This window comes from Granulicatella elegans, from assembly GCF_020735385.1.
Classification (GTDB): domain Bacteria; phylum Bacillota; class Bacilli; order Lactobacillales; family Aerococcaceae; genus Granulicatella; species Granulicatella elegans_B.
This window is the reverse complement of record NZ_CP085953.1, coordinates 30,282-44,420: the sequence shown is the minus strand read 5'-3', so window position 1 is coordinate 44,420 and position 14,139 is coordinate 30,282. Positions and strand designations below refer to the sequence as shown.

The following is a 14,139-nucleotide window of genomic DNA, read 5'->3' as shown; positions in this document are numbered from 1 at the left end:
ATTTTTGTATCAATAACAATCTTTTTTACTTGAACGCTAGAAAGTGAAAGAATGCCCCACCTATAAATTATTTCATGATTTCGTACGAATACTAATCTCACCATACGACAATGAGTGTAAACTGTTATCTTCTTTTTCAATGATTAAATGACCATTTTCATCAATATCTTTTGCAAAGGCGGAATATGTTTGGCTTCCTTCGAATACATTCACAAATTTACCAATTACATTTGAATGTTCCTTATAAGTAGAAATAAAGTCTCTTTTGGAAAGATTTTGATAATAAAATGCCCATTTTTCTAAAAATTTAGCAATAAAATGATTCCGATTAAAAGAATGTGTCTCATATTCCTTCTTAGAAGAAAAAATACTTCCAACAATAGAGTGTAATTCTTCAGGGAATGATTGAGGTGAGTCAATTAAATTGATTCCCATTCCTACAATCAGAGATTGAACTTGTTGAGACTCAAAATCACTAATGACCTCTGTCAAAATACCTCCAACTTTTTTATCTTGATAAAATAAATCATTTACCCATTTAATATCTAGAGATTTCCCTGTTAATTGTTCTAAAGTTTCAACGCAAGCAACAGCTGTTGCACAAGTAATCAGAGACAAATCTTCTAATGCAATAGTAGGAAATAAACAGAGACTTATATATAATCCTGATTTAGCAGGGGAAATGAATGTTCTTCCTAAACGACCTCTACCAGCTGTTTGTTCTTCACTTATAAAGATAGCAGGAGTGGTGGAGTTCTGATTTACGTAAATTTTTGCTAAATCATTCGTTGAAGTCGTACTTTCCATTGTTTGAATGTTCCAATCAATTGGATGATGCTGTTGAATTAGTTCTTGGGTGATTTGTTGTTTTGATAAAACATCATTGTTCTGAGATAATGTATATCCTTTATTTGTAGAAGATTCAATAGCGTAACCTTCTTTTTTTAGAGATTGGATAGCTTTCCAGATTGAAGTTCGTGATTTATTTAAAGCGAGTGCCATTTTTTCTCCAGAAATAGGCTCACCAGTGTGTTCTTGAAGATAGTGTAAAACAGCTTCTTTAGTAGTCATAAAAATCCTCCTTTAGTTGATTCAAATTGTATAAAGATTAGAGAGGATTGTCAACTTAACATGGAAAAACGGGTGACAATTTTCGAGAAAGTTTTAAGTATGCCTTTTTGTAAAGGCATGGTATAATGGAAGTGAAGATGTTATGAGAGGATTTGAATCAATGAAAAAATTAGTCATTAATGGAGGAAAACCACTAACTGGAGAAGTAACCGTTAGCGGTGCTAAAAATAGTACAGTAGCTTTAATTCCAGCAGCTATCTTAGGATCAGAACCAGTTGTATTAGAAGGTGTTCCAGATATTCAAGATGTAGCCGCATTAATTGAAATTTTGAGAGATTTTAATGTTCATACTACTTTTGAAGAAGGAGTATTGACCATTGATCCAACGAATATGTTATCTATTCCAATGCCAAGTGGAAAAATTCAAAGTATGAGAGCTTCGTATTATTTTATGGGAGCGACTCTTGCAAAATTTGGTGAAGGAGTTGTTGGACTTCCAGGAGGATGTTTCTTAGGACCTAGACCAATTGACCAACATATTAAAGGGTTCAAAGCACTAGGAGCGGATGTTCGTAATGAAATGGGAGCCATTTATTTATCAACGAACGGACAAGGATTAACAGGAACTCGTATTTATATGGACGTTGTATCTGTAGGAGCAACGATTAATATTTTATTAGCAGCTGTTCGTGCAAAAGGTAAAACGATTATTGAAAATGCTGCAAGAGAGCCCGAAATTATTGATGTCGTGAATCTATTAAATAAAATGGGGGCTAATATTAAAGGCGCAGGTACGAGTGTTATTCGTATTGAAGGTGTTGAAGTATTACACGGATGCCGTCATACGATTATTCCAGATAGAATTGAAGCAGGAACTTATTTATCGATTGCAGCAGCAGTAGGTGAAGGAGTTACTGTAAAAAATGTAATCTTCGAACATATTGAAGGATTTTTAGCAAAAATGGAAGAAATGGGCGTTAAAATGACGATTGGAGAGGAAGATATTTATGTTTTCCCATCTAAGGAATTAAAAGCAGTTAGCATTAAAACTTTACCTTATCCAGGTTTTGCAACAGATTTACAACAACCGATTACACCATTATTAATGAAAGCAACAGGAGAAGCCAAAATTATCGATACGATTTACCCGAAACGTGTGAATCATATTCCTGAATTAAATCGTATGGGAGCTAAAGGTCGAGTTGAAAACGATGTGATTTCAATTAATGGTCCAACTCCTTTAACGGGATGTGAAGTTTCTGCTAGTGATTTACGTGCAGGTGCAGCGTTAGTAATTGCTGGTTTAATGGCTAAAGGAACAACAAAAATTTGTAATATTGAACATATTTTAAGAGGGTATTCTCATATTGTTGAAAATTTACAACAATTAGGAGCCGATATCCAAATGATTGAAGAGGATTAAGATGTCAGAAACAATTGAAACAGTAACTTTACCCGTCTTGAAACAAAAGACTTTGAAAGAAATGTACGCTTTTGCCAAACATTACAAAATCCCTTATTATGGGCAAATGAATAAAAAAGAATTAGCTCTAGCGATTATGAGAGCTCAAGAAGAAGCAACGGGATTCTTCCAGGTAGAAGGAGTATTAGATATTAATAATGCGGAAGGATTTGGTTTCTTACGTCCGATTAATTATTCTACTAGCCAGGAAGATATTTATATTTCTTCTTCTCAAATTCGTAGATTTGCCTTAAGAAATGGGGATTTAGTGGCAGGACCTGCTCGCCCTCCACGTACAGGAGAAAAATTTAACGGATTGATGCAAGTTGGAGCGGTAAATGGAAAAGACCCTGAAGAAGCAAAAGAACGGGATCATTTTCCAGGCTTAACACCATTGTATCCTGAAGAACAAATCAAATTAGAAACAACTACTGGTAGAATTGCTTCAAGAATGTTGGATTTAATTTGTCCTATAGGATTTGGACAGCGTGGTTTAATTGTAGCTCCACCGAAAGCTGGTAAAACAAGTTTATTAAAAGAAATTGCGAATGGGATTACAACGAACTATCCTGAAGCAGAATTAATTATTTTGCTAATTGATGAACGACCTGAAGAAGTGACGGATATTGAGCGTACCGTGGATGCTGAAGTTGTATTTTCAACTTTTGATCAAACACCAGAACACCATATTAAAGTGAGTGAATTAGTTTTAGAGCGTGCATTGCGTTTAGTAGAAGATGGTAGAGATGTCATCGTTTTATTAGATAGTATTACACGTTTAGCACGTGCCTATAATTTAACGATTCCACCTTCTGGACGTACATTAAGTGGTGGGATTGATCCAGCTGCTTTTTATCGTCCTAAGAGATTTTTTGGTTCTGCTAGAAATATTGAAGATGGTGGAAGTTTAACGATTTTAGCGACAGCTTTAATTGAAACAGGAAGCCGTATGGATGATGTCATTTATGAGGAATTTAAAGGAACTGGGAATGCGGAAGTGCATTTATCTCGTGAATTGGCAGAAAGAAGGGTGTTTCCAGCGATTGATGTGAAACGTTCGGGTACACGTAAAGAGGAAATTTTACTGGATTCTCATGTTTTAGAAGCGGTGTGGAAGGTTCGTAACACGATGAAGGGTGATGGGCTAGAAACAAGCGAGCAAATCGTGAAGCAATTAAGAGAAACGAAGAGTAACAAAGACTTTATAAAGCGTATTGAATTATTGTAAAAGACATTCGAAAGACTTTTCTGAAATAGCATTGGACGCCAGTAGCCAGCTTTGCTGTCTCTTGGCTAAAAATTGAGCCTAAGGTCTCAATTTTTCCAGTAATATCAGCCAAAAAGGCTGATATTACTCCTGCTATGGAGAAAAGTCTTTCTCATTTGGATATGATTTTATGAGAGTCCGTAAAATAATAATGACTTTTCTATGGTAGCAAGAGGACAGATATAGCTTGTAAATGCCAATCTCATGCTAATAGGGAAAGTCTTTTTTATTTCTCTTTGAATCTCAATAATGATTTCTTTAACGATTAATGTAACACTTTATTTAAAAAATCTTGTGTACGACTGTGTTGTGGGTTTTTGAAGATTTGTTCTGGTGTACCATCTTCTACGACATAACCGCCATCCATGAAAATTACACGGTCACTGACTTCACGGGCAAATCCCATTTCGTGAGTTACAACAACCATTGTCATCCCATCTTTTGCTAATTGTTGCATTACTTCTAATACATCTCCAACCATTTCAGGGTCAAGAGCAGAAGTTGGTTCATCGAATAATAACATTTTCGGCTTCATCGCTAAAGCACGAGCAATAGCTACACGTTGTTTTTGACCACCAGATAATGTTTTTGGATAAACATCTGCTTTATCTTCCAGTCCAACCATTCCTAATAATTTTAAGGCGTGTTTGTCAGCGTCTTCTTTTGTTTCACGTCCTAATTCAACAGGAGCTAATGTAATATTCTCTTTAATCGTCAAATGAGGAAATAAATTAAAGTGTTGGAATACCATTCCAATTTCTTGACGTACAAAGTTTAAATCTGTATTTTTATCCGTTAAATCATATCCGTCAACAATAACTTTTCCTGCTGTTGTTTTTTCGAGACGATTTAAGCAACGTAAAAATGTTGATTTACCTGACCCAGAAGGGCCGATAATACAAACAACTTGTCCTTCTTCGATTTCTAAATCAATCGATTTTAAGACTTCTAATTCACCGTAATTTTTTTTAAGGCCTTTTACTTCGATCATTGCCATCTTATGCTTTCCTTTCTAAACGTGCTGAAATTTTTGTTAGTAGTGTAATGACGATTAAGTACATCATTCCAACAATAAACCACATTGAACTTGATTGTAAGTTTCTTGCAATAATGATTTTACCAGTTTGTGTTAATTCTACAAGTCCTATGATGGATAAAATTGAAGTATCTTTCAAAGTAATGACAAATTGGTTCATAAATGATGGAACCATTAAACGAATTGCTTGCGGTAAAATAATTTTTTGCATTGATTTGTAATAAGGTAATCCTAAACTCATCGCAGCTTCACTTTGCCCTTTATCGATTGCATTAATACCGCCACGAACTATTTCTGCAATATATGCCGCAGCATTTAATCCTAAAGTTGAAATTGCTGCAACTGTTGCATCTAAACGAATATTAAAGGCTTGAGGAATTCCAAAATAAATAAAGAATGTTAAAACAATTAGTGGAATACCACGCATAAAGTCAATGTAAAGAGTTGCGATTGCTTCTAAAATAGAAATACGACTAGTTCTCATTAATCCTAAAAGAACACCGATAACTGTTGCAATTGCTAGTGAAACAAAGGTAATCCAAATGGTATTCCATAATCCACTTAAAAGAGTTGGAGCATTTGTTTTTAATAATCCAAACAAGCTTGTATCTTCAGCAGTAGTTGTAGTAGCATCATCTGTTCCAATGTAGTTGTTTAAAATTTTATCATATTCACCATTTGCTTTTAAAGTTGCTAATCCATGGTTAAAGGCTTCAATAAATTCAGTATTTTGATTTTTTAATACGGCAACACCATATTGAGTGACTTGTTCTTTATAAGAAGTTAGTGTCATTGGTAAGTGATTACTGCGAATGGCATATCCTAATACTGGATAATCTTCAAAGGCAGCCACACTATTTCCACTGACTACATCTTGATACATGTTAGCAGAATCTTCAAATGTTGAAATAGTAAATCCATATTTTTCTTGGATAGAAGAAGCGAAACTTGCTCCTTGTGTACCGATTTTTACCGCAACGTTTTTACCGCGAAGTTCTTCGTATGTACTAATATTACTTGAAGTACTTGCTGCCATTCCGATACCACTATCAAAGTATGAATCTGTGAAGTCGAATTTTTGTTTTCTTTCATCTGTCATACTCATTCCTGCGATAACCGCATCTACTTGTCCAGCTTCTAAAGCTTGAACAGCAGCGTTAAATCCTAGAGCTTTAATTTCGATTTCAAAATTTTTCTCTTTTGCAATCGCTTTGATTAAATCCATATCAATTCCAACATAATTTCCAGAAGTATCTTGAAATTCAAATGGGGCAAAAGTTGTGTCTGTCGCAATAGTATATTTTTTTGTTGCAGCTTCAATTGGAGTAGAAAGAAGGAAAAATAAGATTCCTAATAAGCTAATCCAGAAGCTCTTTTTCTGAATGTTCGTATGTATTTTCATAAAGACCTCCAAGTTGTTAAAAATTAATGTGAGGTTATTTTACTAGATTTCAATATAAAAAACAAAAAACAGTTCTCATGTTATGTTATATTTTCTGACATGAGAACTGTTATTGAGTCAATCTTTCTTTAAATGATGATTGAGTTCACTTAAAAGATTAATCATTGTATCAAGTTTTTGTTCCATTCGATGGAGTAGATAAATACTCATCGCAATTGGAAATCCCATATTGCTAATTAAAGCAATGAGTGGTTGAAGAAAATCTGCTTCCATAAAATCACCTCCTCTTACTATTAAAAAGGAGTATTCATAAAAAAATTACCCCCAAAAAGGAGGTAATGGCTTACAGCTGTTCATCTAAACATTTTTGAATGGCTTTAGCAACGCCACCATGCTTGTTATCATCTGTTTGGAATTTTGCGGTGTTTAATGCTTCTTGATTAGCATTTCCCATAGCGACACTATATCCAGCAAGTTTTAACATAGAAACATCATTGGAATTATCGCCAATCGCAAAAACTTCGTTCATAGAAATCCCTAAAGTGTTTGCGTAGTATTGAAGAGCAATTCCTTTTTGAGCATCTTTATGAGTGATTTCAATATTCGTTTTAAAAGATGAAGTAACAACTAGATTAGGAAGTTCTTGTTCAACATAAGATTTAATTTCCATTAATGAATCTTCAGCTTCGTAATTGGAAGTTAAGACTTTATAAATTTTAATGGAGGGGTCTTCTAACACTTCCTCAACGTTAGAAACATCTGTTGCATCAAAAAGTTTTTTTAATTTATCAAGTTCAGCTTCAAATTGTTCCGGAGTAAGATTTGGATGATTTTCTTTAAAAGTAGCCACTCTTTTTGTAAATTTTTCTGCAAAATGTAAGGAGAAGCATCCTTTTGAAGTCATTATATCCCAATTGTTATGATGTTTTTCAATTTTTTGAACAAGATTACGTGTATCTTCATGAGAAAGTGTCACTTCTTTTATAATCGTCCCATCTTCTTGATAAATAACTGCACCATTTAATCCAATAACGGGGCATTGAATATTTGCAGGTTCTAAGCAAAGAGAAGCTTGGTAGAAATCTCTTCCTGAGCAAATGACAAAGGGAATATTCTTTTTTTGTAAATACTGCACCATTTTGATATTGTCCGGATGAATAGTAGAATGATCTTGTAAAATCGTCCCATCCATATCACTGGCAAATAATCGAATCATAGTTTCTCCTTTGTTGCTTCTTGAATATGTTGGCGAAGCGTTGATAGATGTGCTTGAATTCTTTTGATACGAGGTTGGCTCATATGTTTGAAATTTTGTACATCTTCTAAAATTTCCTCAGAGATTTCTTTTACTTGAGGAATAATACGATGTTGTAATTGTTGTGTTCCTTGTTGAAGAACAGGAATTCCATTATTTAATGTGGAAATATCTTCAGATAAACGAACAATATTTTCGTATAATTGTTCACGGTTTTTCTTACCATTTTGTTTTGTGGTTAATAGAGCAATGCTTCCACCGACAATACTTCCGAAGAGTAATCCTTTGACAAATTTTTTCATTTATTTTTTCTCCGTTATTTCATTTGAATTTATTAATTATTTTCCACATGTTTAGCGATATTTTGTGCAATAGTTGCTAATTCTTCGTGAGAATAGTCATGAGTTTCCCATTTTAACCCAAAACCTTCTTCATGTTTGTAACGAGGAATTAAATGGATATGAGAGTGGAAGACACTTTGAAAAGCAACTTCTCCATTATTGTTTAAAATATTAACTCCTTTTATTTCAGGGTTCATTGCTTTTAAAGCACGAGCGATTTTAGGGATTCTGCTAAATACAGCTGCGGCTAATTCTTCATCATATTCAAAAATATCTTTTACGTGTTTTTTTGGAACGACTAATGTGTGACCAGGTGTTACTTGTCCTAAGTCTAAAAAGGCAATGACTACCTCATCTTCATAAACAATATGTGCTGGAATTTCTTTAGAAATAATTTTATCAAAAATACAATCTGACATAATAAAAAACCTCCTTGATGTGTATAGTCAAATCGTACCATGTGTAGAAGTGGAATGCAATGAAATCGCGAAGTTTTTCTTTGAATGAAAGTTTCTAGGAACTAGGATGAATTTTTGATATAATAATGCTAAATTGTGTAGGATTGGAGAAAGTTATGACATTAAAAGTAAATCATATAACAGCTGGTTATACTCAAGTTCCTGTTATTAAAAACATTTCTTTTGAAGTAAAATCAGGAGAAATTTGTGGGCTCATTGGATTAAATGGGGCAGGGAAAAGTACAACGATTAAATGTATTACGAATTTTATTCAACCTTTTTCGGGAGAAATTTCGATTCAAGGACATACTGTAGCAGAAAGTGTACGCAATTATCGTAAATTGATTGCGGTCATTCCGGAAACGCCTGTGTTATATGAAGAATTAACGTTTAGAGAGCATATTGAATTAACAGCTCGTGCATATCAACAAGATACGTCGGAGACAATGCATCGTGCGATGGAATTAGTGGAGCAGTTTCGTTTAACGAAACAATTAGATTGGTTCCCAGCTTATTTTTCTAAAGGAATGAAGCAAAAGGTACTCATTGTTTGTGCATTAATGTTGGACGTTCCATTATATGTGGTAGATGAACCATTTTTAGGATTAGACCCATTAGGAATTCGTACATTATTAAAAGTGTTAAGAGAGAAAAAAGAATCGGGTGCTGCAATCTTAATGTCTACACATGTATTAGATACTGCAGAAAAATATTGTGATCGTTTCATTGTATTACATGATGGAGTGGTTCAAGCACAAGGAGATTTAGAAACGCTTAAAGGAGAAGTTCAAATGGATGAATCTTCATTAGAAGACGTGTATTTTGCATTAACAACGAATACAGGTGATCATCATGAATAGTGAACAATTGTGGGAAAGTCGTTTTAAGACTTATCAGAAAAAAGTAATGAAATATGCCAAATATATGATGAACGATCATTTTATGATTGTGTTCTTTTTCCTATTTGGTTTTCTATTGTTTCAATATTCAACATGGTTAAAAACGATTCGTATTTTAGAAGAACCTTTGATATTATTTGTCAGTTTATTATTAGCTGTTTTTCCATTATTTGGTGAAATTGCTACTTATGTAGAAGAGGCTGATGTCCACTTTTTAAGTGTGATTGGTGAAGATTTTAAATCCTATTTTAAACGTGCGATTCGTTATAGTTGGATTTTTCCATTAGTATTGAATGGTATTGCAACGATTTTTGTGTTGCCGATTTTTATGCAAGCATATGGGAATGGGATAATTCCATTTATTTCCATTTTTGCAACGCTCTTATCACTAAAAGGATTCCATTTTATGATTCAAAAATCAATTTTTGAAGGAAAGTTAGCGAAAAATTCATTTTATAATGTAGCACTCTATTTAGTAAATAGTATTTGTTTATTTGGAATTCTTTCTTTTATTCCAAAAGTGTTCTCTTTATGGATGGCACAAGTATTGGTACTTCTTTCAATTGGACTTTATCGTTTTGCATCTGCTAAACCGGTACATTTTAAGTGGAATGAATTGATTCAAAGTGAACAAGCACGTCAACAAAGAATTTTTCGAGTGATTGCTTTATTTGTAGATGTACCATTTTTAAAGAAACATCAAGCAAAGCGCAATCAATCATTAGATATTTTCGTGGAAAAACTAACACCAAATAAGATTCATCCGTATCGTTATTTATTGGTTCGAACAGCATTAAGAAGCTCCAATTATGTTACGGTGTTACTTCAAATGATTGTTGCAACAGTTTTGTTATCATTTGCTAGTTCGATTTGGTATTGGATAATGGCAATTCAGTCGATTATGATAGTAGTGATTTGTTTCCAATTTGCTTCTTTATATAAACATCCAAAAGCTCATTCGATTTATATTCATTCTTTATATGAACCAAAAGAAATGATGGATGATTTTATTGGAGTCGTTTTACAATTAGTCATTGGAGCAAGTATCATTATTAGCTTGTTAACAGCAGTAGTTTCAAGAAATATTTTTGTATTAGCTGGATTTGTATGGTATCCAATAGTATCAGCAGTATTTTTATATGGTTATTTAAAACCACGTTTAAATCGAAAAAAGAAAAGACGTTAAATGAAAATAGATTCGTTGTGAAGCTTGACGGAACCATTGGGACAGCATACAATGAAAGATAACAAATAAACTCAAGAAATGGTCGGTAGGGATAGAAATATGGAACAAAATATGGATGCCGGATGGGAATTACATCCAATTGGGGGAGATACCGGACAAGCCTATATGGCAGTAAGAGCGCAGGAGAGAGTTTTCTTAAAAAGAAATTCTTCCCCATTTTTAGCTGCATTATCGGGTGAAGGTATTGCTCCTAAATTAATGTGGACCAAAAGAGCTGGAAATGGAGATGTTCTAACAGCTCAAGAATGGTTAAATGGTCGATCCTTAACAACTGAAGAAATGAATTCGATGGAAGTCATTGATTTATTAAAAGAAATCCATCAATCTCCTAATTTACTATTAATGCTTCAAAAAATCCAAGGCGAAGAATATACCGCTCAGCATTTCATTGAAGATTATTTAGAAAATTTGCAGTCAGGGTTACAAAGTCATCGTTTCTTATCAGAAGTGTTAGATTATTTGAAAGAAACATTACCTCTTGTGTTAGAAGCAGGAAAAACCGTTTGTCATGGTGATTTAGATCGTCGCAATTTTTTATTGGCAAATGATAAATTATATTTAATTGATTGGGAAATGGTACGTTTAGCAGATCCTGTATCGGATTTGACAATGATTTTAACCCAATATATTCCTGTTCACCAATGGGGTGAATGGCTTGATGCCTATGGTTTAAACTTATCAACGAATATTTATCAGAGAATTGAATGGTATGCATTGATGAATTGTTTAAACTTTATTAAGAAAAGTCATTTTGAAGGTCGTTATTATGAAATGAACGAAAAGATTTTAGTTGTAAAATCAATTTATAATCATCGCTTGATGAAAGAAGAGGAGTAAAAATAATTGCGTTTAAGAAATAAACCATGGGCTAAAGATACATTATTAGCTCATCCAGAAATGGTCATTCAAAATCCAGAAGAATGGAAAGGACGCTGGAGAGAAAGATTTGGAAATAATCATCCGATTCATATTGAAATTGGTTCAGGAAAAGGTCAATTTGTTAGTGAAATGGCAAAAAAAAATCCAGAAATTAATTATATTGGAATTGAAATTCAAACAAGTGTTATTGTTGTTGCATTAGAAAAAGCTTTAGCTGTAGAAGTTCCAAATTTACAATTATTACATATTGATGGTGGAACAGTGACAGATTATTTTGAAGATGGTGAAGTTGATCGAATTTATTTGAATTTTTCTGATCCATGGCCTAAAAAACGTCATGCTAAAAGACGTTTGACTCATGCAGATTTTCTAAAAGCATATGAACAAGTATTACCTTTAGAAGGAGAAATTCATTTTAAAACAGACAACAGAGGATTATTCGAATATAGTTTAGCTTCGTTTTCTCAATTTGGAATGATTTTAAAGCAAGTGTGGTTAGATTTACACCAAGTAGAGTTTGAAGGCAATGTGATGACCGAATATGAAGAAAAGTTTTCTGCTAAAGGACATCCAATTTATCGAGTAGAAGCAATTTTTCCAAAAGAACGTCATCCCTATGAAGTAAAGTAGAGGAGTGGTAAAATGTCAAAAAATAAATCATCTTTTACAGCAGGATTTTTCCTTGCAACTGGAGCTTTTCTAGGTGCGTGGCTTGTTTCTAAAATTTATGAGAAGAAATTAGTCAATGGGGACGTTATTGTAGGAAATGTTCGTCGTTTGTTTACTGTTGTAGGAACGATTGAAGGATCATGGATTGAAATGGAACCCGTGTATATTGAAAAAGAAGATTTTAGTGGCTATGTATACTATGGTGGCATTACTCGTAAAGAACAAGAAGAATTGGTGCAATATGAATTTTTTGCAGATGCCAAAACAGGTGCAGTTCTAGATTTATATAAAATAGCGTCAGCCTAATCGGAGAATATTCTCATACAAAGAGTGACGTTAAAAGGAGCTCTGAAAGGACTGGGAACGGGACATTCGAGCTTTTTATTCTTATGGAGGCAAGAACAATGGAAAAGAAAACAGAAAGTTTAATTAAAACTTTAACAGAATTACAATCAACAAGTGGACATGAAAAAAATGTTCGAGAATTTATGAGAAAAGAATTGGAACCGTTAGTCGATCGTATTGAGCAAGATGGTTTAGGCGGGATTTTTGGGGTTCGTGAACATAAAGATGCCAATGCCCCTAAAATTATGATTGCTGCACATATGGACGAAGTTGGATTTATGGTGACAAATATTATGTCAACAGGTTTATTAAAAGTAAGTCCATTAGGTGGTTGGAATCCATATGTCGTTTCTGCGCAACGTTTTACATTGCAAACTCGTAAAGGAGATTATCCTGTTATTTCAAGTTCAATCCCTCCGCATTTATTACGTGCGGCTGGCGGGCAACAAGCTTCTGTAAAAGTAACAGATATTTTATTTGATGCTGGATTTACTTCAAAAGAAGAAGCTGAAGAATATGGAGTTCGTCCTGGAGATACTATTGTTCCTTTAGTGGAAACAATTTGGACAGCAAATAAAAAACGAATGATTGCAAAATCATGGGACAATCGTTATGGGTGTACAGTAGTATTAGAAGCTTTACGTGAATTGAAAAATGAAGTTTTACCAAATACATTAATTGCAGGAGCGAATGTTCAAGAAGAAGTTGGACTACGTGGTACAGGGCCAAGTGTTACAAAATTCAATCCTGATTTATTTTTTGCGGTAGATTGTTCGGCTGCAGATGATTTAACAGGTTCAAAAGATACATTTGGACACTTAGACCAAGGATTTTTATTAAGAATATTAGATCCAGGTTTGATTACATTGCCTCGTATGAAGGAATTTTTAGAAGATACTGCGTTAACTCATAATATTCCATTCCAATACTTTGTTTCTCAAGGTGGAACAGATGCAGGAAAAGCTCACTTAATGAATCAAGGTGTTCCAAGTACGGTGATTGGGGTATGTGCTCGTTATATTCATACGCATCAAACAATGTTCTCGATTAAAGACTATGAAGCAGCACGTGAAATGGTTATCCAAACGATTCGCGCGTTAGATCGTAGCACAGTTGATACAATTTTAGATGGAAGAACAAATTAATTAAAAATAAATTTAAGGAGATTATTATGTGGTTAAGTTTTTATAATCAAGAAGGTATTTCAGATACATTATTATTAACATCAGGATCGGCAAGTCGTTATGATGTTGCAATTGAAACAAAAAATGGAGTAACACGTGTATTCGATGAAAAAACAAATGCAGTGATTGGTTACAATATTGCAGGAATTTCAGATCATATTCGTTTTGAAAATGCAGGACAACAATTTTTATCAGAGGAAGAACAAGCAACTGTAAAAACATTAATTCAAGAAGCTGGATTTGATGGTGAGTCATTAGATTTGTCTCCAAAAGATACGTTAGTAGTTGGTTATGTGGAAACTTGTGTTCCGCATGAAGACTCTGATCATTTACATGTTACACAAACACGTGTAAGCCAAGATACAGTTTTGCAAATTGTTTGTGGTGCTCCAAATGTAAAAGCAGGACAAAAAGTTGTAGTAGCTACACCAGGAACAGTAATGCCTAACGGAAGCATTATTTGGTCAGGGGAATTACGTGGCGTAGAAAGTCACGGAATGTTATGTTCAGCTCGTGAATTAGGGTTAGAAAATGCTCCTGCTAAAAAAGGAATTTTAGTGTTAAATGATGATGCTGTTATTGGAGAGCCATTTAAAGGTTAAAAAATCGAAGAGGAGTGGTATTT

Annotated in this window: 16 protein-coding genes; 9 read left to right on the top strand and 7 right to left on the bottom strand. The window is 33.8% G+C overall.

Features of this window, described 5'->3' with window-relative positions; genetic code table 11:
• Window positions 1–72 precede the first annotated feature (72 nt).
• Window positions 73–1,071 carry a biotin--[acetyl-CoA-carboxylase] ligase gene (locus tag LK443_RS00230; protein WP_227931663.1) on the bottom strand — a complete coding sequence of 333 codons (999 nt, stop codon included), beginning with the start codon at window positions 1,069–1,071 and terminating at the stop codon, window positions 73–75.
• 160 nt (window positions 1,072–1,231) lie between these two features.
• Between LK443_RS00230 and LK443_RS00225 the strand changes: the two genes are divergently transcribed.
• Window positions 1,232–2,494 carry a UDP-N-acetylglucosamine 1-carboxyvinyltransferase gene (locus LK443_RS00225; RefSeq protein WP_227931662.1) on the top strand — a complete coding sequence of 421 codons (1,263 nt, stop codon included), beginning with the start codon at window positions 1,232–1,234 and terminating at the stop codon, window positions 2,492–2,494.
• Window position 2,495: 1 nt separating this feature from the next.
• The gene (gene rho, locus LK443_RS00220; RefSeq protein WP_227931661.1) at window positions 2,496–3,761 is read left to right on the top strand and encodes a transcription termination factor Rho; all 1,266 of its coding nucleotides are present in this window, start codon (window positions 2,496–2,498) and stop codon (window positions 3,759–3,761) included.
• Between the two features lie 304 nt (window positions 3,762–4,065).
• Here the strand turns inward: rho and LK443_RS00215 are convergent, their stop codons facing one another.
• From LK443_RS00215 to LK443_RS00190, 6 genes are all read right to left on the bottom strand, one after another.
• Window positions 4,066–4,797, bottom strand: coding sequence for an amino acid ABC transporter ATP-binding protein (locus LK443_RS00215; RefSeq protein WP_322563561.1), 732 nt, complete (start codon window positions 4,795–4,797; stop codon window positions 4,066–4,068).
• 1 nt (window position 4,798) lies between these two features.
• Window positions 4,799–6,238 carry an ABC transporter substrate-binding protein/permease gene (locus tag LK443_RS00210; RefSeq protein WP_227931660.1) on the bottom strand — a complete coding sequence of 480 codons (1,440 nt, stop codon included), beginning with the start codon at window positions 6,236–6,238 and terminating at the stop codon, window positions 4,799–4,801.
• Between the two features lie 117 nt (window positions 6,239–6,355).
• Entirely contained in the window at window positions 6,356–6,511 is a 156-nt protein-coding gene (locus LK443_RS00205; RefSeq protein WP_227931659.1) for a YvrJ family protein, read from the bottom strand.
• Window positions 6,512–6,581: 70 nt separating this feature from the next.
• Entirely contained in the window at window positions 6,582–7,454 is an 873-nt protein-coding gene (locus LK443_RS00200; protein ID WP_227931658.1) for a Cof-type HAD-IIB family hydrolase, read from the bottom strand.
• Window positions 7,451–7,795: a YtxH domain-containing protein gene (locus LK443_RS00195; RefSeq protein ID WP_227931657.1), complete on the bottom strand. Its 345-nt coding sequence runs from the start codon at window positions 7,793–7,795 to the stop codon at window positions 7,451–7,453. Before LK443_RS00195 ends, LK443_RS00200 begins: the two co-directional genes overlap by 4 nt.
• A 32-nt stretch (window positions 7,796–7,827) precedes the next feature.
• On the bottom strand, window positions 7,828–8,253 hold the full coding sequence (locus tag LK443_RS00190; RefSeq protein WP_227931656.1) for an HIT family protein: 426 nt from the start codon (window positions 8,251–8,253) through the stop codon (window positions 7,828–7,830).
• Window positions 8,254–8,408: 155 nt separating this feature from the next.
• Between LK443_RS00190 and LK443_RS00185 the strand changes: the two genes are divergently transcribed.
• From LK443_RS00185 to ytpR, 7 genes are all read left to right on the top strand, one after another.
• Window positions 8,409–9,152: an ABC transporter ATP-binding protein gene (locus LK443_RS00185; RefSeq protein ID WP_227931655.1), complete on the top strand. Its 744-nt coding sequence runs from the start codon at window positions 8,409–8,411 to the stop codon at window positions 9,150–9,152.
• Window positions 9,145–10,377 carry an ABC transporter permease gene (locus tag LK443_RS00180; protein WP_227931654.1) on the top strand — a complete coding sequence of 411 codons (1,233 nt, stop codon included), beginning with the start codon at window positions 9,145–9,147 and terminating at the stop codon, window positions 10,375–10,377. The genes LK443_RS00185 and LK443_RS00180 overlap by 8 nt, the downstream gene beginning before the upstream one ends.
• Before the next feature lie 99 nt (window positions 10,378–10,476).
• Window positions 10,477–11,274, top strand: a complete 798-nt coding sequence (locus LK443_RS00175; RefSeq protein WP_227931653.1) for a phosphotransferase family protein — start codon at window positions 10,477–10,479, stop codon at window positions 11,272–11,274.
• Window positions 11,275–11,280: 6 nt separating this feature from the next.
• On the top strand, window positions 11,281–11,946 hold the full coding sequence (trmB, locus tag LK443_RS00170; RefSeq protein ID WP_227931652.1) for a tRNA (guanosine(46)-N7)-methyltransferase TrmB: 666 nt from the start codon (window positions 11,281–11,283) through the stop codon (window positions 11,944–11,946).
• A gap of 12 nt (window positions 11,947–11,958) precedes the next feature.
• Window positions 11,959–12,291, top strand: a complete 333-nt coding sequence (locus LK443_RS00165; RefSeq protein ID WP_227931651.1) for a PepSY domain-containing protein — start codon at window positions 11,959–11,961, stop codon at window positions 12,289–12,291.
• A gap of 98 nt (window positions 12,292–12,389) precedes the next feature.
• Window positions 12,390–13,475 (top strand): glutamyl aminopeptidase, encoded by a 1,086-nt coding sequence (gene pepA / locus LK443_RS00160; protein ID WP_227931650.1) that lies wholly within the window; start codon window positions 12,390–12,392, stop codon window positions 13,473–13,475.
• A 26-nt stretch (window positions 13,476–13,501) separates the two neighbouring features.
• Window positions 13,502–14,116 carry a YtpR family tRNA-binding protein gene (ytpR, locus tag LK443_RS00155; RefSeq protein WP_227931649.1) on the top strand — a complete coding sequence of 205 codons (615 nt, stop codon included), beginning with the start codon at window positions 13,502–13,504 and terminating at the stop codon, window positions 14,114–14,116.
• Window positions 14,117–14,139 lie beyond the last annotated feature (23 nt).

Bases quoted from the DNA above. Each gene is read 5' to 3' on its own strand.
- LK443_RS00230 (WP_227931663.1), bottom strand. From the start codon at position 1,071: ATGACTACTAAAGAAGCTGTTTTACACTATCTTCAAGAACACACTGGT.
- LK443_RS00225 (WP_227931662.1), top strand. From the start codon at position 1,232: ATGAAAAAATTAGTCATTAATGGAGGAAAACCACTAACTGGAGAAGTA.
- rho (WP_227931661.1), top strand. From the start codon at position 2,496: ATGTCAGAAACAATTGAAACAGTAACTTTACCCGTCTTGAAACAAAAG.
- LK443_RS00215 (WP_322563561.1), bottom strand. From the start codon at position 4,797: ATGGCAATGATCGAAGTAAAAGGCCTTAAAAAAAATTACGGTGAATTA.
- LK443_RS00210 (WP_227931660.1), bottom strand. From the start codon at position 6,238: ATGAAAATACATACGAACATTCAGAAAAAGAGCTTCTGGATTAGCTTA.
- LK443_RS00205 (WP_227931659.1), bottom strand. From the start codon at position 6,511: ATGGAAGCAGATTTTCTTCAACCACTCATTGCTTTAATTAGCAATATG.
- LK443_RS00200 (WP_227931658.1), bottom strand. From the start codon at position 7,454: ATGATTCGATTATTTGCCAGTGATATGGATGGGACGATTTTACAAGAT.
- LK443_RS00195 (WP_227931657.1), bottom strand. From the start codon at position 7,795: ATGAAAAAATTTGTCAAAGGATTACTCTTCGGAAGTATTGTCGGTGGA.
- LK443_RS00190 (WP_227931656.1), bottom strand. From the start codon at position 8,253: ATGTCAGATTGTATTTTTGATAAAATTATTTCTAAAGAAATTCCAGCA.
- LK443_RS00185 (WP_227931655.1), top strand. From the start codon at position 8,409: ATGACATTAAAAGTAAATCATATAACAGCTGGTTATACTCAAGTTCCT.
- LK443_RS00180 (WP_227931654.1), top strand. From the start codon at position 9,145: ATGAATAGTGAACAATTGTGGGAAAGTCGTTTTAAGACTTATCAGAAA.
- LK443_RS00175 (WP_227931653.1), top strand. From the start codon at position 10,477: ATGGAACAAAATATGGATGCCGGATGGGAATTACATCCAATTGGGGGA.
- LK443_RS00165 (WP_227931651.1), top strand. From the start codon at position 11,959: ATGTCAAAAAATAAATCATCTTTTACAGCAGGATTTTTCCTTGCAACT.
- pepA (WP_227931650.1), top strand. From the start codon at position 12,390: ATGGAAAAGAAAACAGAAAGTTTAATTAAAACTTTAACAGAATTACAA.
- ytpR (WP_227931649.1), top strand. From the start codon at position 13,502: ATGTGGTTAAGTTTTTATAATCAAGAAGGTATTTCAGATACATTATTA.